The 18,987-nt window shown below is 70.4% G+C and carries 15 protein-coding genes; 5 read left to right on the top strand and 10 right to left on the bottom strand.

The genetic code is table 11. From position 1 onward, the window contains the following. Positions 1–46: 46 nt before the first annotated feature. The 4 genes from JOF36_RS35500 to JOF36_RS35515 form a co-directional block, all read right to left on the bottom strand. Positions 47–1,060, bottom strand: coding sequence for a hypothetical protein (locus tag JOF36_RS35500; protein WP_210036633.1), 1,014 nt, complete (start codon positions 1,058–1,060; stop codon positions 47–49). Beyond that, complete coding sequence (locus JOF36_RS35505; protein WP_210036634.1) at positions 1,057–1,728, bottom strand: GNAT family N-acetyltransferase; 672 nt, start codon at positions 1,726–1,728, stop codon at positions 1,057–1,059. The genes JOF36_RS35500 and JOF36_RS35505 overlap by 4 nt, the downstream gene beginning before the upstream one ends. A gap of 196 nt (positions 1,729–1,924) precedes the next feature. Then, positions 1,925–2,458, bottom strand: a complete 534-nt coding sequence (locus JOF36_RS35510) for a hypothetical protein (protein WP_210036635.1) — start codon at positions 2,456–2,458, stop codon at positions 1,925–1,927. A 657-nt stretch (positions 2,459–3,115) separates the two neighbouring features. Beyond that, positions 3,116–4,357 carry a glycosyltransferase family 2 protein gene (locus JOF36_RS35515; protein WP_307862793.1) on the bottom strand — a complete coding sequence of 414 codons (1,242 nt, stop codon included), beginning with the start codon at positions 4,355–4,357 and terminating at the stop codon, positions 3,116–3,118. An 87-nt stretch (positions 4,358–4,444) separates the two neighbouring features. On the opposite strand from JOF36_RS35515, the gene JOF36_RS35520 reads away from it, so the two are divergent. The 4 genes from JOF36_RS35520 to JOF36_RS35535 all read left to right on the top strand — a co-directional run bounded on the left by JOF36_RS35520 (position 4,445) and on the right by JOF36_RS35535 (position 10,560). After that, positions 4,445–5,593, top strand: coding sequence for an NAD-dependent epimerase/dehydratase family protein (locus JOF36_RS35520; protein WP_210036637.1), 1,149 nt, complete (start codon positions 4,445–4,447; stop codon positions 5,591–5,593). Between the two features lie 1,223 nt (positions 5,594–6,816). Next, entirely contained in the window at positions 6,817–7,920 is a 1,104-nt protein-coding gene (locus JOF36_RS35525; protein WP_232021787.1) for a PLP-dependent cysteine synthase family protein, read from the top strand. Then, positions 7,920–9,383 (top strand): MDR family MFS transporter, encoded by a 1,464-nt coding sequence (locus JOF36_RS35530; RefSeq protein WP_085915403.1) that lies wholly within the window; start codon positions 7,920–7,922, stop codon positions 9,381–9,383. Before JOF36_RS35525 ends, JOF36_RS35530 begins: the two co-directional genes overlap by 1 nt. 67 nt (positions 9,384–9,450) lie before the next feature. Next, entirely contained in the window at positions 9,451–10,560 is a 1,110-nt protein-coding gene (locus JOF36_RS35535; protein ID WP_210036638.1) for a VldE C-terminal domain-containing protein, read from the top strand. Between the two features lie 12 nt (positions 10,561–10,572). Here the strand turns inward: JOF36_RS35535 and JOF36_RS35540 are convergent, their stop codons facing one another. The 4 genes from JOF36_RS35540 to JOF36_RS35555 form a co-directional block, all read right to left on the bottom strand. Continuing rightward, positions 10,573–11,502, bottom strand: coding sequence for a F510_1955 family glycosylhydrolase (locus JOF36_RS35540; RefSeq protein ID WP_372447477.1), 930 nt, complete (start codon positions 11,500–11,502; stop codon positions 10,573–10,575). A gap of 11 nt (positions 11,503–11,513) precedes the next feature. Beyond that, positions 11,514–13,121 carry an apolipoprotein N-acyltransferase gene (lnt, locus tag JOF36_RS35545; RefSeq protein ID WP_307862794.1) on the bottom strand — a complete coding sequence of 536 codons (1,608 nt, stop codon included), beginning with the start codon at positions 13,119–13,121 and terminating at the stop codon, positions 11,514–11,516. Then, the gene (locus tag JOF36_RS35550) at positions 13,118–13,588 is read right to left on the bottom strand and encodes a rhodanese-like domain-containing protein (protein ID WP_210036641.1); all 471 of its coding nucleotides are present in this window, start codon (positions 13,586–13,588) and stop codon (positions 13,118–13,120) included. Before JOF36_RS35550 ends, lnt begins: the two co-directional genes overlap by 4 nt. A 765-nt stretch (positions 13,589–14,353) precedes the next feature. Next, positions 14,354–14,971: a TetR/AcrR family transcriptional regulator gene (locus JOF36_RS35555; RefSeq protein WP_210036642.1), complete on the bottom strand. Its 618-nt coding sequence runs from the start codon at positions 14,969–14,971 to the stop codon at positions 14,354–14,356. 65 nt (positions 14,972–15,036) lie between these two features. Between JOF36_RS35555 and JOF36_RS35560 the strand changes: the two genes are divergently transcribed. Beyond that, positions 15,037–16,449, top strand: coding sequence for an MFS transporter (locus tag JOF36_RS35560; RefSeq protein WP_085915408.1), 1,413 nt, complete (start codon positions 15,037–15,039; stop codon positions 16,447–16,449). Between the two features lie 10 nt (positions 16,450–16,459). Here the strand turns inward: JOF36_RS35560 and JOF36_RS35565 are convergent, their stop codons facing one another. Together JOF36_RS35565 and JOF36_RS35570 are read right to left on the bottom strand one after the other, a co-directional pair. Next, on the bottom strand, positions 16,460–17,860 hold the full coding sequence (locus tag JOF36_RS35565) for a sensor histidine kinase (RefSeq protein WP_085915424.1): 1,401 nt from the start codon (positions 17,858–17,860) through the stop codon (positions 16,460–16,462). Between the two features lie 145 nt (positions 17,861–18,005). Next, positions 18,006–18,986, bottom strand: coding sequence for a TauD/TfdA family dioxygenase (locus JOF36_RS35570; RefSeq protein ID WP_210036643.1), 981 nt, complete (start codon positions 18,984–18,986; stop codon positions 18,006–18,008). Position 18,987 lies beyond the last annotated feature (1 nt).

The following is an 18,987-nucleotide window of genomic DNA, read 5'->3' on the forward strand; positions in this document are numbered from 1 at the left end:
CGCTCTCCGCGGGTGAGAGCCCCACCTGGCCTCGCGACGGAAGCCCTCACCGGGTCACCGCCCGGGCAGCCGGCTTGCCCGGAGTGATCCCGACGTGCACGTGGTCGCGGTGGACCGCGTCGGTGAAGAACCCGGTCCCGGCGACACGGATCGGCCCGCCGACCTCGGTCGCCCCGGCCTCGCCGGCGGCCGTCATCACGGCCTCGAGGCGGCCGTCGTCGCGGAGCTCCTCGACCGGCACGCCGTCGATCGCCCTGATGTCGAACGCCCGACCGACCGCATGGTTGGACAACCGGCTGGTCGGATAGACCGTGCCGGGGTGACCGGTGGCCGCGACCTGCACGTCGATCCTGGCACGGGCTCCGAGCCGCTGCAGGACACCCAGGATCGGGTCGCCGACACGACGCTCGACGATGTCGACCCGCACCGGCTCGGGCAGGACGAGGGCGGGGTCCCCGAGCACAGCGCGTCCGAGAGCGGTCGGCCCACCGGCGCGGGCCGGGGCGAGAGGCGGGCGAGGGGGAGCGACCGATGCGGTGACCTCCCACCGGCCCTTGAGCAGGACGAGCCGGATGTCGAGCACCAGCTGTCGCACACCGTCGTGCCCGGTGTCGCCCCAACTCTGCTCGGCGAGCACGATCACGCTCGCCGTGGTCGCGGTGAGGCCACCCTGTTGCGCGAACACGACCCGTGTCCGTGCGCGGGGGGTGGGGAGGTCGACCAGTTGCGGTGCGACGGCGCCAAGGGCTGCGGGGTAGCCGGCCGCGACGACGCGCTCGCTGGCGGCGGTGGGCTCGATCTCCTCCCAGCTGCCGACCGCCTCGACGAAGGCGACGGCGGTCTCCTTCGACAGGTCCCCGCGACTGGTGCGCGGAGCCGTCGCCACGTCGTCGGGGACAGGTGCGCTGGTGACCGGTGCAGGCGTCGGTGCACCCGCATCGAGGCGTGGCGAGGCCGGCGCGGCGCCTGCGCATCCGGCGGTGACGAGGACAAGCAGCACGAACGCCGCGGCCGGGAGCAGCCGGTCGCGGCGCGTCGCGCTCCGTGCAGCGGAAGTCATGCACGATCCGTCGTGGCCAGACAACGCCCGAAGTGCGCGACCGGCACGCCGTCGCGGGTCCGGCTCCGGTGGAGCCAGGTCCAGCCGGTGTGTTCGTAGAACCGCACGGCGGAGTCCGGTTCCGTCGCGGTCACCAGCTCGACCCAGGAAACCCCGAGGCTCGTACAACGGTCGAGGTAGATCTCGATCAGCCGCCGTCCGACGCCGGCTCCACGGGCCCCCGGATCGACGGCGACGGCGGTCAACTCACCGACTGGTTCCTCGCGCTCGAGTGGTTGCGCGGTGGGCGTGCCCGCGCGTCCCCGCCAGAGGCGGGCGGCGTAGGTCGTCGCTCGACAGCGCAGGAACGTGGCGAGGAGCCGCGGGCGGGCCACGAGAGCGAAGAGGCCGTGTCGGATGAGTGCTCCCCGGTGGCGCCGCAGCAATTCGCGCCGGAACGCGCGGCGATCCGTGGTACCGACCAGGAACCCGACGACCGTTTCGGCGCTGGCGTCGTCGCTGCGCTTGATCGCAACGAGGCCGATGGCGTGGGGGCTGTCGAGGAAGGCGGCCTGCCAGCGTGCGACGAAACCCGTGCCGAGGCGCGGGAAGAAGCCGATCGGCAGGTGTGCGACATGCAGGCCGGCCATTGCGGACAGGTCGTAGGTCGTCGCGGTACGGACGAACACACGCGGACGGCGTCCGGCGGGCCAGGGAAGGCCGTTCGGTGCGGTGGGAACGGGAAGTGTCGCTGCGGATGCTCGATGCCGACAGGTCGAGATGACGCCCATGACAGAACTCCAGGCGGGAAGCTCCGGAACACCGGAGACGGGGGTGATCGGGCCATGGGCCGCCCGAACACCCGTGCGAAATGTCTCGGCGAGGTCAGGCGGCCAGCGCCGACACCGGGGGGCCTCGTCGGGCGACGTCGCGGACGATCGACCACTGGGGCACGGGCAGTGCCGGTTCGTAGCCGACCAGGCGCGGCGAGCGGACCGGCCGCTTGGGCGTCGAGGCGATGCGCCGGATCAGCGCGACCAGCAAGGGACGTAGAGCAGCAACGAGGCTGCCGAGCTGCTGAACCTGGGTGACGGCGACGACGATCAGTGCCCCCAGGATGATGTGCACGACCGAAAGCGACATCTCCCCGGAGTGGTCCGTGACCGGCGGGACCAGCTTGGTCGAGGCGTGCAACGCCGGCTGCGCCACAACAGCGCCGTTGACCATGGCCAGCAGTCCCTCGTACCGACGTGCGGTGACCAGGCGCGCGAGCGCGACCGATGCCGCGACCACGCCGACCGTCGCAGCGTGTACGGGGTGTTCACCGGCCGCCAGGTCCATCCCGATCGCGAGGACGGCGGTCGCGAGGGCGGCCACGAGCAGCGCCCGCGGCGAGGAAGGACGTGCGTCGGCCAGCACGACACTCCTCCCCTCAACCGGACCGAGTGGCATCACTCGGACGTTTTCACGGTAGCGCAGGACAGCAATTGATCCGGCGCAGGCACAGATCGGCGCTCGACTGTGCCGCTGGACGTACGACCTACCTGTTGTGGACGCGGTCCTCTTGTGGACGCGACCTGGCGATCCTCAGTCAATGGGTGGCTATGGCTTCTTGGTTCGGCACACGTCGCGTGCCGCCATCCGCTCGTCGCGTGACGGTCCGCAATCAACCGATAACTACAACATCAAGTAGGACGATGAACTAACGAATTGAGCCCGACGCGCAGGCCTGGTTCCAGGAGCTGCAGATCGGCGACAAGGTCTAGGCCACCACCGCCTCGGTCGAAACGGGGAACAGGACGGTCGTTCCATGCTGACTGAGGCGCCGCCGGCTCGTGCGCTGTGACGGGCCGGCGGGGCGAGGTCTTCAGACGGGGACGGGGCACCACGCGCGTACCGGGCGACTTCACGCCGAGCCACTGGCGAGCTCAATCGGCGGGCGCGGCCGCCTGCACGATCGTGCGAGAGAACGGGGTGCACCGTCGACCTCACACGTCGCGACGCCGCCGTGGTCGGCCACGGTGTGCTCGACCATCACGGGGTGGTCATTCATGCCGCCGAGAACCCGGTGACGGGTCACTGGTCGCGGCTTTTCCACCCGGCCGTGCCACGCAGCACCACTCGCGCGCCGTCGAGTAGGACCGCGCCGAACAACGCCCAGATCAGCGGGGCCAGTGGCGCGAACGCGGTCCGGGTGCGCATCAGCCGCGCGGCGCGGTGGTGCGCCGCCGCAGCAGCGCCCCAGCCGAGCAGCCCGGTCGTGACCAGGCCGATAGCCCGGGCGCTTCGGCCGCGTCCGGATCGGCCCGGCGTCCGCGCCACCCGCAGCCCGCACACCACGGCCACCGGCCCGGCCAGCGACATCGCCGCGTGCGTCAGCCCGCCCCCGGCCAGCACGAGCACCGACCGTTCGGTTGCGGCCACCAGCGTCTTGCGGAACGACGCCCAGCCGGCGCCGAAAGGGTCCAGCCCGCTGGTGGTGACCAGGCCGTGGGCGTCGACCAGCCTGGTGCGGCCGCCGTCGTCGCGTACCCGGGTGGCCAGCAGCACGTCCTCGGTCCGGCGATCCCGCAGCGCCGTCCAGCCACCGACCGCGTCGAACCGGTCGCGGCGCACCAGTAGGCACTGACCGATCGCCAACGCTCTCCGTGCCCGGCCCTGCGGGTCGGCGTGTTCGCCGATGAACACGATCCCGGTCGGCATCAGCAGCGACCACGCCGCCGACCCGCCCGGCGGCGGGGTGCCGGCCGCGGAGACCAGGTCCGCGTCGTGCTGCACCGCGGTGGCTCGCAGCCGGCCCAGCAGCTCGGGCGCGAGCTGCGTGTCGGCGTCGACGAACAGCAGCCACTCTGGTGGCGCGGTCCCGGACCGGTCCCGTGCGACGCGGTCGGTATCCAACCCGATCTGCATCGCCGCGACCTTCCCGGACCAGCCGGCCGGGCGACCCTCGCCGCGCACGATCGTCACCCGTGGGTCGTCGTCTGCGTGCCGGGCCGCGATCTGCCCGGTGCCATCCGATGAGTCGTCGTCGACCACGACTATCCGCACGTCCGGCATGGTCTGCGCGCGCAGCGCATCGACGCAGGCCCCGATCCGGGGCGCCTCGTCCCGGGCCGGGACGACGATCGTCACCGAGCCGTCCTCGTCGCCCGACGCCTCGGCGAGGGGTGGGATCCGGCGTACTCGCTCGACCGTGCGCGTGCCGCGCCACGCCGTCGCCAGCGAGGCCGCGATCAGGAGGAAATGTCCACACCCACCCAGCACGAGCGTGATCGTCGCGCACCACGGTTGGCGGGCGACGGACGGGCTGTTGGCCACGCCTGGGTGATGGTGGCGGTCCCGGGTCGGCCGAACACGGGTAGAAGTTCGGACAAGGCGGACGACGTGATGAGGCGAGGGGTGTCGATGAAGGTTCTGGTCCTCGGCGGCGACGGCTACCTGGGGTGGCCAACAGCACTGCACCTGTCCGACTGCGGCCATGAGGTGGCGGTGCTGGACAACGGGGCACGCCGCGGCTACGACGACGAGCTCGGCGTCACGAGCCTGGTCCCGATCCGCAGGCTCGACGAGCGCGTCACCGCCTGGGAGGAGGTCTCGGGCGCCCAGTTGTCCATCTATCACGGCGACCTGCTCGACGCGGAGTACGTGAGCGCCACCCTCGCCGAGTTCCGCCCCGACGCGGTCGTGCACTTCGCCGAGCAACGCTCCGCGCCGTACTCGATGCTGGACCGGGACCACGCCACCTACACCCAGCACAACAACGTCGTCGGCACCCTGAACCTGCTCTACGGGATCGCCGAGACCGACCCGGACATCCACCTGGTCAAGCTCGGGACGCTGGGTGAGTACGGCACCCCGAACATCGACATCGAGGAGGGGTGGCTGACCGTCGAGCACAACGGGCGCAGCGACCGGGTGCTGTTCCCGAAGCGGCCGGGCAGCTTCTATCACCTGTCCAAGGTCCACGACAGCCACAACATCGAGTTCGCCTGCCGCGCGTGGGACCTGCGGGCCACCGATCTCAACCAGGGCGTGGTCTACGGCCACCACACCGCGCAGACCGGCCGTGACGAGCGCCTGGCCACCCGCTTCGATTACGACGCGGTGTTCGGCACCGTGCTCAACCGGTTCATCGTCCAGGCCGTGCTCGGCGAACCGCTGACCGTCTACGGCTCCGGCGGTCAGACCCGCGGCGTGATCGACATCCGGGACACCGTCGAGTGCGTCCGGCTCGCCGTCGAGAACCCTGCCGAGCGCGGCGAGTTCCGGGTGTTCAACCAGCTCACCGAGTCGTTCTCGGTCGGCGAGCTGGCCAAACTCGTCGCCGATATACACCCCTGCACCGAGATCACGCACCTGGACAACCCACGGGTCGAAGCCGACCAGCACCACTACAACGTCGTCTCCACCGGCCTCGCCGAGCTGGGCCTGCGCCCGCACCTGCTCGCCGACACCCTGATCACCTCGATGTTCGAGCTGGTCGAGCGGCACGCCGGCCGAGTGAACCGCGCCGCGCTGCTGCCGGCCACGCAGTGGCGCCTGCCCGGACGATGACGTCGGGGCGACAGTGCCCGGGCCACAGAACGCGCCGGTGAGGCTGTCGGCGATGCACGCACCCGTCGCCGGACCCGCCGTGATCGGGTCCACCACCGCTTCTCACGGACGCCACTGCAGCGACGAGAAATGAACGACAGGCGGTTACCCATCCTGGAGCGGACGTCCCGCGTTGGGGCACTCGCAGTCGAGGCGATTGCCGTGCTGGTAGTCGCGTCGGCCCGCCCGTGCTGCGGCGCGGTGGCGGAGGGGCCCACCCCAGTGGGCCGGGGATGTCGCCAGACCGGGCCCACCCAGCGGGTGCAGCGTGCACCATCAGGACGAAGCGATAACCATCGGTTGGTATACGCTAAGTGACGATCTTTCGTCGAAACGGGTACCTCATTCACGGGTGGGTGGTCTTCGTCATGAAGCGGCCGGGGTCAGCCATTCACCGTGGTCGTCGACCTGCTGGCGCCTACGCCTGAGACGCCGCACTCTCTAACCGCTCTGACCTGCAGTGTTGGTTGAGACATCGATGGTCGTGTCTATAGCCGCGCCCCGATAGGACGTCGTGCGCGAGTTGTGTGATGACGCACCAACGCTGGGATGCGCGGACGGGCCTGCCGATGACGCTGGTACGGTTCGGCTACTGTGAGCAACCTCGTCGGCGTGCTGGGGACACGGGTGCCAAGATCCGGTGCCCGCCGCGCCGTGGTACTCCTCGCTCTGTCGATGGTCTTGCTGATCTGTGGGCTGCACCTGCTCTTGCCGGTCCACGGCCCTGAGCTCGTCGCCGGAAAGTCCTCGACGCAGCTGACAGGGTCGCCGGCGTCCGCGGGCGTCGCGGCTGACCAGTCGGCCGACCACCGAGACCAGATCGGTGCCGAGCGCCCCGCCGCTCCGCATTCGCATCCTGATGCTCCTGTGTGTCATCAGGACGGAGCCCACGACGAGTCGACTCTCACGGCTCGCGCTGACCGTCCCGCCCCACCGGACGTCTTCACCGGAGCGGGCGTCGAGATCCGCGTAGCGGCCGCGATGCGGGCACCGCCGCGGATACACCGCGCAGTCAAGACCACGCCCGCTCGAGCAGAAGGTGGGCGTCACCACTTAGTCCTGGCACAGATCTCGCGGACATAGAGGCCTCGGCGACCACGGATCCGATCCCGGTCGTCGCTTCTCGCGCCCCTACATCGCTCCCTGGCGGTGCGGCACATGCCCGCGCCCGAATGAGGTCTGTCATGTCCACTCCTTTCACGACTCTTCCCGCCGATGCCCCCGGCGTCGCTGCGCGACGTTGCTTCCAGTTGACCGACGTCGTCGGCTCCACACCGACGGTGTGGATCGACACACCCTTCAGCTCCGCCGGACGGGGGTTCTGGGCCAAGCTGGAAGGCACCAATCCCGGCGGGATCAAGGACCGCCCCGCCCTGCATATGGTCGAGCAGGCCCGGCAACGCGGTGATCTCGAGCCGGGCGGGCGGATCGTCGAGTCCACCAGCGGCACCCTCGGTCTCGGCCTCGCCCTGGCCGGGATCGCGTTCGGGCACCCCGTCACGCTGGTGTCCGACCCGGGGATGGAACCGCTGATGTATCGGCTCCTGTGTGCCTACGGTGCCGAGGTGGTGACCGTGCAGAGCCCGGCAGCGTGCGGTGGGTGGCAGCAGGCCCGCCGCGATCGCGTCGCCGAGGTGCTCGACCAGCATCCCGGCTCGTGGTGCCCGGACCAGTACAACAACCCCGACAACGTCAGCGCCTACGCCCCGCTCGCCGACGAACTGCACGCTCAGCTCGGAGACATCGATGTGCTCGTCTGCTCGGTCGGCACCGGAGGCCACTCGGCGGGCATCTCCCGCGCGCTACACCAGCATCTGCCCGACCTGGAGGTCGTCGGGGTCGACACGGTCGGGTCCACGATCTTCGGCCAGCCCGCGCGACCGCGCCTGATGCGGGGGCTCGGCTCGAGCATCCATCCCCGCAACGTCGACCACAGCATCTTTAGCGAGGTGCACTGGGTCGGCGCGGATGAGGCAGTCTCGGCGTGCCGTGCGATGGCCAGCGCCAGCTACTCCAGCGGAGGCTGGAGTGTCGGCGCCGTCGGCACGGTGGCCGGTTGGCTGGCCCGGACCCGGCCGGAGGGCACCCGGATCGCTGCGGTCTTCCCCGACGGCCCGCAGCGCTACTTCGACACCGTCTACAACGACGAGTTCTGCGCGGCGAAGGGGATCACCGTCGGTGCCCCTCCGCTGCACGACCCGGACGAGATCGACCGGCCCGACGCCGTCGAGGTCCACCGCTGGACCCGCTGTGCCACCGTGCTCCGGCCTACAGGACGCGAGAGCTGATGCGGGTACTCGACAGATACCGGTCGTTCGACCGGCCGGTCCAGCTGCTGCTGCTCAACCAGCTGACCATCAACCTCGGCTTCTACATGCTCATCCCATACCTAGCCGACCACCTATCCCAGGGGCTCGGGCTCTCGGTGCTGATGGTCGGCTTGATCCTCGGGGTACGGAACTTCTCCCAGCAGGGCATGTTCCTGGTCGGGGGCAGCCTGGCCGACCGGTTCGGCTACAAGCCGATGATCGTGGCCGGCTGCGCCTTGCGCACCGGCGGATTCGCGCTGATCGGCCTGGTCGACAACGTCCCGGCCCTGGTTGTGGCCTCGGCCGCGACCGGATTCGCCGGGGCGCTGTTCAACCCGGCCGTGCGCGCCTACATCGCCCATGACACCGGTGAGCGACGCGTCGAGGCGTTCGCGCTGTTCAGCATCTTCTACCAGGCGGGCATCCTGATCGGCCCGATCGTCGGACTGGCACTGACCGGCATCGGCTTCGCCGTCACCTGCCTGGTCGCCGCCGCCGTGTTCGCCGTGCTCACGGTGCTGCAGATCCGAGCCCTGCCGGCCCGCCGCGGTGACGGCGGCGGCGACGCCGAGCGGCGCCCGGTCCTCGCGCAGTGGCGCGACGTCGCCACGACCCGGGGCTTCCTGCCCTTCTCGGTCGCGATGATCGGCACCTACGTCTTGTCCTATCAGGTGTATCTGGCGCTGCCGTTGCACGCCCGAACCCTGGCCGGCGACGGGAATCTGGGCACGGCGTTGGTGACAGCGTTGTACGTCGTGTCCGGCGGGGTCACCATCGCGGCCCAGATGAAGGTCACCGCCTGGTGTCGTGCGCGGTGGGGGCCGGCGGGCTCGCTGAGCCGGGGCCTCGTCATGCTCGGTGTCGCCTTCGTGCCGCTGCTCGCCGCCGACGGGTTGCTGGTCGCGCTGCCCGACGTCAGCGCGGTGATCGCGACGGTGCTGGGTGTGGCGGCGTTGCTGTCGACCGCGGCGCTGCTCGCGATCGGGACCGCCGTGGTCCTGCCGTTCGAGATGGACACCATCGTCGGGCTCGCTCGCAACCGGCTCGTCGCCACCCACTACGGCTTCTACAACACCGTGTGCGGGGTGGGGATCCTGCTCGGTAACGCGGGGACGGGCTGGGCGATCGACCTGGCCCGCTCCGCCGGGGCGCCGTATGCGCCGTGGTTGGTGTTGCTGGTGATCGGGCTGCTGTGTGGGTTCGCCCTCGCGGTGCTGTATCGGCGCGGACTGCTCACCGCACCCGCCGAGGACACCCAAGCAGCGCAGAGCGAACCGGATGGCGACCCCCCGACCACCCAACTGAGAGCGGTCGGCCAGCACGACGACAGCCCGACCCGTCCGCTACCCGCCATCCGTCCTGCCCAGCAGCAGCCAACTCCCACGCCGGTGGAGACGACGCGGCCGCTGGCCGACCTGCCTGGAGCCGCCCGACGATGGTGACCCCCGCACGAGCGGACAAGCCCAGCCGTCCGCGACGACCACCGAGCGGCGCGTCTGCCATGGGGCCGTGAACGGCGTCGAACACGCCGCCGTGGCGTTGCGGCGACTGGGTGTGCGGCTGCTCGCCGTCGGTGTCGTCGTGGGGGTCCTCGCCGCGGGGCTGGTGTTGGCCCGGATCGCGATGGGGCACTTCCTCACCCCGGTAGCGGTCGGACCGGGGTGCCTGCCCCCGGCAGCGGCCGTGCCCATCTCTGCGACCGGCCCCAGCGGACTCGGCGCCGAGCAACTGGCCAACGCCGCAACCATCGTCGCGGTGGGCCGGGACCGCGCGGTCCCGGAGCGGGCTGTGTGGATCGCCGTGGCCACCGCGCTGCAGGAGTCCGGCCTGCGCAACCTCGACTACGGCGACCGTGACTCGCTCGGGCTGTTCCAGCAACGCCCGTCGATGGGCTGGGGCTCGGCCGAGCAGGTCACCGATCCCCGGTACTCGGCCGCGATCTTCTACGACCGACTGCTGCAGATCACCGGATGGGCCGACATGGAGCTGTGGGAGGCCGCCCAGGCGGTCCAACGCTCGGCGTTCCCGACTGCCTACGCCAAATGGGAGGACACCGCCGCGAACGTGCTCACCGAGGTCGGTGACGGGGCGGCGCGAACCACCGGGGCACGCACGACCGCGGACGGCGGCAGCTGCGCCGACCCCTCGAGTGCGGTGATCGGCGACGACCCGCGGCCGCGCCCAGCCGGCTGCACCGAGGACGACCCCACCACCCGGGGCTGTGTGACCCCCACGACGCGGTTCGCACTGGAGCAGGTGCGGACCGCCTTCGGCGCGCTCAGCAAGACCACGTACCTGAGCTCGACACGCTGCTTCGCCGACCGCCCGGCGAACCCGACCAGCGATCACCCCCTCGGGAAGGGGTGCGACCTGTTCCCCGGACCCGCCGGCAGCTTCGCCTCCGGCCGCGACGTCGACGACGGCTGGGTGATCGCCGAGTGGTTCCGGCGCAACGCCGTCGCCCTCGACGTCTCCTACGTCATCTGGCAGGGCCAGATCTGGCTACGGCCCCAGGCAGGTCCCGGTCGGTGGAGCGACTACACCGGGGGCGGGGTCTACGACCCTGCCGACCCGGTGGGCGGGCACTACGATCACATTCACGTGTCGTTCCGCCGCTAGCCGACCCACTGGTCAGGCGATGCGCGCCAGCGTGGCGCCGCCGTCGGTCGACCGGTGGATGCCGTCGTTGGTCACGATCGTCAACCGGCCCCCGGGCTCGGCGGTGATGGCCTGCGGCGGGCTCTCGGTACCGGCACGCCGCTGCCAGGTCGCGCCCCGGTCGGTGCTGGCGTGCACCGTTCCGTCCGGCCCGATCCCGTACACGGCGCCGTCGCCCGCCCACGATACGAAGGCCAACAGCGGGCTACCGGTGACGCCGCGGAAGGTGGAGCCACCGTCCTGGCTGGCGGTCACCCCGTTCTCGGTCGTGGCCAGTACCCGGGCCCCGTCGGAGGGATCCACGGCGATGTCGAGGGCATCGAGCGCGGCGCGCTCCTGCCACGTGCGACCGCTGTCGCTGCTGACCATCAGCAGGCCGCGGGTGGCGTCGAGCCCGACAACCGAGGTGCCGCCGACGTCGAGAGAGTGGAAGTCGACCTGGCCCTGCAGGCTCACGGGTTCCCACGTCGTGCCCGCATCGGTGCTGCGGACGAGCCCGACCGGGTTCGGGGTGCCGGCGTCATCGGGGGCGGGGTGGCCGCTGGCGAGGAAGGTGCGGGGCCCGGCGACGGTGAACCCCATCAGGTCCGGCCCCGCGGTCTCCGGCGGGTCCTGGCGAGGAACCAGTGTCCCGTCGGGGGCGAGGGCGAACAGCCCGTAGTGGCCGGCAACGATCACGCTGCCGCCCGCAGGGTCGACGCCGACTCCGTGTACGTGTCCGACCGGGGCGAAAAGATCTGCGGTGGTGGTGTTGGCGGCGGTGTTCGAGGTGTCGGACGCACTCTCTGCGCCACAGCCGGCCAGCACGATGGCGGTGCCGGCGGCGAGGAGGGCGTGGGCCCGGCGCGGTCGGACTCTGCGCTGGGGGAGACCTGTGCGGTGTGCGGGCGATCTGTTGACCATGGGACGGAGGATTACCTTTCTGCGGGGCGCGGTGACCCGACGATGCGTCCGCGACGTCGGGTTGCGGGCAGCCAAGCGACGGCGACGGCGGCGGCCGCGAGGATGATGTAGGGGCCGTCGCCGAGACGGGTGTACGGGGTGAGGCCGGTGCGCAACGTGACGGGCTCGCGCAGCAGCGCCGGATCGCCGAGGGGCGACAGTGCGCGAACTGTCCCGTCGGGGTCGACAACGGCCGAGTAGCCAGTGGGTGCGGCTTGGACGACGCTGCGTGCGCTTTCCAGCGCGCGCAGGCGTGCCGCGGCGACTTCGATCGAGGGGACCTCGTCGGTGACATACGACGAGGCATTGGTCGGGACCAGGACGAGTTCGCCACCGGCACGGACCGCTTCCCGCACCCGGTCGGCGAACAGCACCTCGTAGGAGATGACGACTCCGAGCCTGCGGCCGGCGACGTCGAGAGCCGCCGTGCCTTCGCCCACGATGGCGTCCCGGGGGACCAGCGCCGTCAGATCGGTGATCTTCTCCAGCAAGGCCCGACCGGGGATGTACTCGCCGAACGGCACGCGATGTTCCTTCTCGTAGCGCCCGGTCTGCTGGCCGCGGGCGTCCCACAGCAGCGCGGCATTGCGGAACCCGCTGCCCTGCGTCTCCGTCACACCGGCGATGACCGGGGCGGCGAGCCGTCGAGCCAGTTCGGCGACGGCTCGGTCGTTCGGTCCGCCGGTCACCGGCCCGCGGGAGGTGATCACGTTCTCCGGGAACAACACGAGGTCGGGAGATGCGGTGATGTCGCGGGCAACAGTCAGGTGCCGGTCGGTGGTGTCCTGCGGATCGGTGAAGACCGCCCGCAGTCCCCGCGGGCCCCCGCCCTGCACGATCGCGGTGTCCAGCCGGCCTGTGGCGGTGGTCGTGGCGGCGGCGACGGCGGCCCCGACCGGTGGGATGGCGACACTTCCGGCGAGGGTCGCGGCGAGAACGACGACCCGCTGTCGACCGGTGGCTGTGATTGTGGCCGCGAGTCCGGCCCCTGCAGCGGCGGCGAGCCCGGTGACCAGTAGTGACCCACCCACGGGGGCCGCATCGGCAAAGGGGCCGTCGAGCTGGCTGAGCACCAGTGCGGGGAGCGGGAATCCGCTGAAGGGGAACGCAGTCTGGGCGGCGTCGAGCAACATCAGCAACGCCGGCACCGCCCACCACCCGTGCCATGGGCGTCCCGGCGTCGATCCCGGCACGGCGCAGGCCACTGCGACGAGCAACGCCGTCTCGACAACCGTGACGGCCAGATAGCCGGCCACGGCGAAGTCGGACAACCAGTACAGCGACGAACTGAACCACACCAGACCGGTCGCCGCGCCGATGCCGGCGCGCTGGCGCAGCGTGCGACCTCGAAGCGCCAGAACCCACATCGCGACACCGAGTGGTACTAGTGGCCACCAGCCTCGAGGGGGAGCTGCTGCCGCGAAGGCGGCGCCTGCCGCGACCGCCAAGACGAAGCTTGCCCGGAGACCGAGCCGGCCCCGCCCGCGCCGTGGCGTCGTTTCTGTGCCTGATGCCCTCTCGTGTCCTGACGCCGGAGAGTGCGGCGCAGGCTGTCGTGGAAACCGGTCTCGGTTCGTCACGAGCCGGCTGCCAGGAGTGGGTGGCCTGCGTCCTGCCAGGCTTGCATTCCGCCGGCCAGGTCGGTGAGATTGTGGTAGCCGAGCGTGGCCAGTGTCGTCGCAGCGGCCGCGCTCATCGTTCCGGTCCGGCAGTACACGGCCAGCGCAGCGGCTCGATCTGCCGGCAGCTCCGCGACCCGCTCGCCGATCTGGTCGAACGGGATCGAGGCGTCGGTGCCGGTGATGGAGCCGTCGTCGGGCGTGTGCACGTTGACGACCACGACGCCGTCTCTGTCCACCAGTTCGGCGAACTGCGCGGCATCGACGAGCCGCACCGGGGACGCCGCAGCGCCGGTGGAGACGGTGGCAGCGCTCGGTGCTGCGGCCTCATGGGCTGTCGGGGTGCTGGCGCAGGCGGCAAGCAGGACGAGCGCGGCGAGAGCGATCGTTGCGGGGCGCACGAGGCCGAGGCCGGGTCGACAGGTCATCGCGGTGCTGGCTCCAGTGGGCGCGTCGGCTCGGTCGAGGGGAACGAGACCCTCTTGTGGTCCTATGTATCGTAGGAGATGCCGTGATGGCGATGCCGCGCACTGCACCCCCCTCCGCGGTAGCGCACATCGGCACCGCCCGGTGCGGCGGGCGGACCGGTGGGCATCGGCCTACTGGTCCGTTCCCGCCGGCCCGCGATGTCTCAGCGGTTGCGGACGTGGTCGCACGGCGAACCGTGCTGTACGAGGCACCAGTGGCACCCGCTGCGCTGCTGGCGCGGTTCGACGCGCTCGCGGCGTCGTTGGCACCGGGGGAGACGAGGCATCCCGGCTTGTTCACTGGTACGTCGCGTTGGAGCAGGTGGCGGCGCTTGCGGTCTCCCTCGGCAGCCAGATGTGCAGGTGGAAGGGGTCAGGGTCTGATCGTCCACCCCTCGACGGCGTCGAGATCGACGAGCTGACCGTCGCCGTCGAGCATCGAAGTTCTGTCCGTCGATCGTGAAGGACATCCCCATCGGGCCAGAACCCGTTGTTCCCATTCTCTGGTGCCCAACACACGACAGCGCCTGCCTGCTCCGGGACCACCTTCGATGAGGCAGGACAGCGGGCGGCGTCTCTCTCAACGAAGCGGCCCCACGCCTGGGCTCGATGCTCTTCCAGTCACGGCGAGGGTCTCGTCGCGGACGGGGTCGATACCGATGACCCGCTGGCCGGCCGTCCGACCTCGCGTGCCCACGCGACACACGATGCCCCAGTCAGTCGCGATCACACCTCGACGCGCCCCGGCGCGAAGGCTCGGAGCACGGTCGTCACGATCAGCTCCGCAGCATCGGAAGGGTGGATGTTCGCCCTTCCGACCTCGTCGGCAGCACCGTGGATGAGCCGATGCAGAACCGCGACCATCCAGGAGATGGGGAGGTCATCGCTGAACACACCGTCAGCTTGTCCTCGTTCGAGTACGCGTACTGGACGCTCGGCCAGCCTCTCATGGAGCCGGTGGATCCGCTCTGAGGCCAGTTCCTTCTCTGCGGCGGCGACAAGACTGAGGGAGCGACCGGTGTGCTCCCAACTGGCGCGGATGTAGCGCGCCAGTGCTTCCCGCGGTGGACCGTGAAGATCGACCGACTTCAGGGCGACATCCACCTGCTCGAGTACGTGCACGACGGCCGCATCGACGAGTTCCGCCCGCGAAGGGAAGTGCCCGTAGACGGTCACCCGGCCGACCCCGGCCTCCTTCGCGACGTCGGCCACGCTCGCCTCCGGGCGTCGACCTAGGCAGTCCACCGCTGCCTCGACGATCGCATCAATGTTGCGGCGAGCGTCCGCTCGCCGGGGTCCACCCGAGGCCATCTGCTCTGAGCCAGCTCCCATGAGCTCGAACATACCTGTTTGACTTAGAACGGCAATTAGGCAACTCTGACAGTACTGTACGAGTTAAGGAGGTTGCCATGCCCGACTCGCCCGGCACGACGCCGGATTCCAGAGTGGTCGCACACACCGGACGCTGGCGGACGCTGGCGTTGCTCGGAGTTGCTCAGTTCATGCTGATCGTCGATGTCACCGTCGTGGCGATCGCGCTACCCCACATGGGTGCCGACCTGGGCCTGTCCCGCGACGCGCTGACATGGGTGGCGAGCGCCTACACGCTCACGTTTGGCGGACTGATGGTGCTCGGAGGACGTGTTGCGGACCTCATCGGACCACGCCGACTCGTCCTCGCCGGCCTTGCGGTGTTCACGATCGCGTCGCTGACCGCCGGTATCGCCGATGGGGCGGCGATACTGATTGTCAGTCGGATCGCGCAGGGCGTCGGCGCAGCCATGCTTTCACCGGCGGCGCTGTCTTCGGTCGTGCGCCTGTTCGCCGGCGAGGAGCGGAACAAGGCCCTCGGAATCTGGTCCGCCATGGGCGGCGCCGGCGGCGCGGTCGGAGTACTGCTCGGCGGAGTCCTGACCGGCGGGCCGGGATGGCCGTGGATCTTCTTCGTGAACATCCCCGTCGGCGCGGTGATCCTCGTCCTTCTGATCCGCATGCTCCCGGCGTTGCCCGGGGTCCCGGTGCAGGAGCGCCAGGGAGTCGACGTTCTGGGTGCCGTGCTGATCACCGGCGGGACCGGCCTGGTCATCTACGCTCTGATCGGGGCCGGTGATCGGGGCTGGCTCGCCCCCGTCACGGTCGGCCTCGTCGTCGCGGGCGCAGCACTGTATGCGGCCTTCGTCGTCTGGCAACGACGGGTTCGATCCCCGCTCATGGATGTCGAGCTGATGACCCGCCGATCGGTGGGGTCGGGGACCTTCGTGATCCTGATGGCCACCGCCCTCATGGTCGCCATCTTCTTCCTCGGCTCCTTCTACCTGCAGGACGCGATGGGCCACAGCGCGCTCACGACCGGCCTGCTGTTCCTGCCGGTCGCCGGTGCGACGATGCTCGGCGCCAACCTCGCGGGATGGGTCATGGCGCGCGTCGGCGGCCGGGCACTGGCGCTCGGCGGGTTACTTCTCGCCGCACTCGGACTGGCCGTGCCCGCGCTGTGGGCGGGGACGCTCAGCATGGTGCTCGGGCTGAGCGCAGCCGCTGCGGGGATCGGCTCGCTGTTCCTCGTCGCCTCGGCAACGGCACTGGGGCAGGTCGAGCCGGAGAAGTCGGGCGTCGCGTCCGGCATCGTCAGCACCTTTCACGAGTTCGGAGCGTCTATCGGCACTGCCGTGGTCTCGAGCATCGCGGCAGCAAGTCTCATGACCGGCTCGGGGGAGGGGTTCGGCAGAGCCTTCGGCGTAGCGGCCATGATCGCACTGGGCGCCGGCCTCCTCGCGACATGCTGGATCCCGGCACGCGTTCGCATGAGCGGGACGACCGATTGAGGCGGCCGGATCAACCCTGGTGCCGCGACGGCACCGCGGGCTCCGTGGATGGCTCGCCCCGGCCGGAATCAGGATGATGCTGAGGTTCCACCGCTTCTCCGGGAACCTGGGGGAAGCTCAGTCGATTCACCGGCTCGTTGTCTCGGTGCGCCGGAGAGCGGGTCTCGGTCGCGACCGGGAGCAGCAGCGTCATCGTCGACGGGACGGTTCCGACGGTGAGTCGTCCGCCTTCGCTCTCGGCGAGTCGACGGGCCAGCGGTAAGCCCATGCCGTTCCCGATGTGTCCGTCGGTGAGGGCGGCCGTCGGGACACCGGGCCCGTCGTCGCTGATCTCGACCGCGATCGCGCTCTCGCCCAACTCGTGGACGGAGACCGACACCGCCCCGGCACCGTGGAAGTAGGCGTTGTCGAGGAGGACGCCGATGATCTGGCGGACGGCGGCCGACGATGCGTCCGGCCGGGGAAGAGAATCCGGCAGCCGGATCGAGATCCTCCGGTTCTCGAGGGCGAGGCGAGAACGCCACTCCTCGTCGAACTCGGCGAGCAGCGCGGAGAGATCGGCCGGTGCTGAGGTCGTCTGACGTTCGCGTGCCAGTGCCAGGAGCTCGTCGATCGTGCGCTCGAGCCGGTCGATCGAACCCAGACCGTCCGCGATCTCTGCGGTCGTCATGCGCTCGGGCCGGTCGAGAGCGGACTCCAATCGGAGCCGCAGGCCGGCCAGGGGCGTGCGCAATTGATGAGAGGCTTCCGCTGAGAACGCTCTCTCGCGTGCGACGAGGTCGTCGAGCCGCCGTGCGGTTCGGCTGAGGGCGGCGCTCGCCCGGTCGGTCTCCGCGATACCGGTCGAATCCGGGGTGATACCGAAATCCCCATCTCCCAGCCGGCCCGCGTCGTCGACCAGGCGCTCAAGCGGACGGGACAGACGGATCGCCAGCCGTCGCGCGAGCAGCCACGCTGACACCAGCACGACAGCGGCGAGGCCCGCCATCCCCAGCCAGATGGGGACCAGGGCGCCATAGACTTGAGACGGCGGTGTGGACGTACGAACCACTCCGATGACGTCGCCCGTGTCGCTGACCGGGACCGCGACGGTCAGGTCCTCGACCGGCGGTGGCCCGGTACGGTCGCCGAGGACGTACTCGACCGGGCCGTCGCCGTGCGCGGGGCCGTCTCCGAGCAGCAGCGTCCCCTCGTCGTCGTAGAGGGCGATCGCGGCCTCGCCGGGTCCGTCCGGCAGACGTCTCGGCACGAGATCGTCGGTCATGTCCTCCTGCACCGTGCGAGCGGCGAACCCCGCCAGACGCTGCAGTGAGGAGCGCTCCTCCGCCACCGCAAACTCGGCCAGCCCGACGACCAGCGGTATCCCGAACAGTGCCACGGCGAAGGCCGCAGCGGTGACAGCCAGTGCCACGATCCGCGACCTCATCGATCGGACCCTCCGCTGTCGGGCAGCGGCATCGCCAGGCGATAGCCGTGCCCGCGCGGTCCTGTGATGGCGGAACCCGATACGGCGGGAAGGCGCGAATCCTGCGCAGGACCCCGACCCGACCGCTGGGCTACTCGGCTAGTGTGCACTGGTCAGCCATCGCAGCGAGCACCTCCCGCGGCCCCGTGTAGGGATCACGGCCGTGGGCAGTGCGGATGTTGTCGACGACCAGGAGGTCACCGCTCTGCCAGGGCTCGCGGACGGCGTTGGCGGAGTATGCCTGCATGATGTGGGAAACGAGGTCCCAGCCGATGGGGGTGCCGTCTCCGAAGCAGGTGGTGGCAGGTAGCCCGTCGGGCCCGAGCAGGTCGCGCAACTCGTGGGCTGTTTCGGGGCCGAAGACCCACTCGCTGTAGTAGGCGATCTCGTTGAACCAGCAGCGCACTCCCGTGATCGGGTGCCGGACAACGGCCGGGCGGCGTTGCCGGGTGCGGAGCTGTCCGCCGCGGCGCCACTCGAACTCGATGGAGTGTGCTCGGCAGTAGTCCTCGACGCCGTGTCGGTCACCGATACCGAAGGCGTCTGACCAGGACGGACCGACGTCGCCGTTGTAGGTGCGCACCAGCATCCATCCCTCACGCTCACAACGTTTCACCAGACTCGCGGGCAAGGCCGTGAGCACGGTGGGGGAGTCGACGAGGACTGTGGCGCCGCCGAGGACGGGCGGGGACAGGCAGACGAACATCATCGAAGCGGGGAACCAGTCGCGGTACGACAGCTCGTGGTGCGGGCACATCGGGATCCCGCGTGGCCACCGAGTCGTCGAGTAGACGCGGTCGGTGTAGGGCACCCGCGGTGCGAAGGCCTCACGCTCGGCCATCAGGTCGTCGGCGAGCATCCGTACCACGTCGCCGGCCAGGATCGAGTCGTAGAGCCCCAGACCGCGGACCAGCACCGCGCCGTGGTCGACTACGGCGCTACGGAGCGCTCGCCTCGTTTCGAATGCCCACTGCAACGGGTCGTCCGGGTCGACCTGCAGGAGAGCAGGCGTGCCGGGGCGGCGTTCGACCTGGAGCTCCACGCTCTGGGGAGGCCGGGATGAGAAGGTCATG

The sequence above is a fragment of the Pseudonocardia parietis genome (genome assembly GCF_017876315.1).
Taxonomy (GTDB): Bacteria; Actinomycetota; Actinomycetes; order Mycobacteriales; family Pseudonocardiaceae; genus Pseudonocardia; species Pseudonocardia parietis.

Bases quoted from the DNA above. Each gene is read 5' to 3' on its own strand.
- JOF36_RS35530 (WP_085915403.1), top strand. From the start codon at position 7,920: ATGCGGGTACTCGACAGATACCGGTCGTTCGACCGGCCGGTCCAGCTG.
- JOF36_RS35550 (WP_210036641.1), bottom strand. From the start codon at position 13,588: ATGACCTGTCGACCCGGCCTCGGCCTCGTGCGCCCCGCAACGATCGCT.
- JOF36_RS35525 (WP_232021787.1), top strand. From the start codon at position 6,817: ATGTCCACTCCTTTCACGACTCTTCCCGCCGATGCCCCCGGCGTCGCT.
- JOF36_RS35540 (WP_372447477.1), bottom strand. From the start codon at position 11,502: ATGGTCAACAGATCGCCCGCACACCGCACAGGTCTCCCCCAGCGCAGA.
- JOF36_RS35570 (WP_210036643.1), bottom strand. From the start codon at position 18,986: ATGACCTTCTCATCCCGGCCTCCCCAGAGCGTGGAGCTCCAGGTCGAA.
- JOF36_RS35520 (WP_210036637.1), top strand. From the start codon at position 4,445: ATGAAGGTTCTGGTCCTCGGCGGCGACGGCTACCTGGGGTGGCCAACA.
- JOF36_RS35560 (WP_085915408.1), top strand. From the start codon at position 15,037: ATGCCCGACTCGCCCGGCACGACGCCGGATTCCAGAGTGGTCGCACAC.
- JOF36_RS35555 (WP_210036642.1), bottom strand. From the start codon at position 14,971: ATGTTCGAGCTCATGGGAGCTGGCTCAGAGCAGATGGCCTCGGGTGGA.
- JOF36_RS35500 (WP_210036633.1), bottom strand. From the start codon at position 1,060: ATGACTTCCGCTGCACGGAGCGCGACGCGCCGCGACCGGCTGCTCCCG.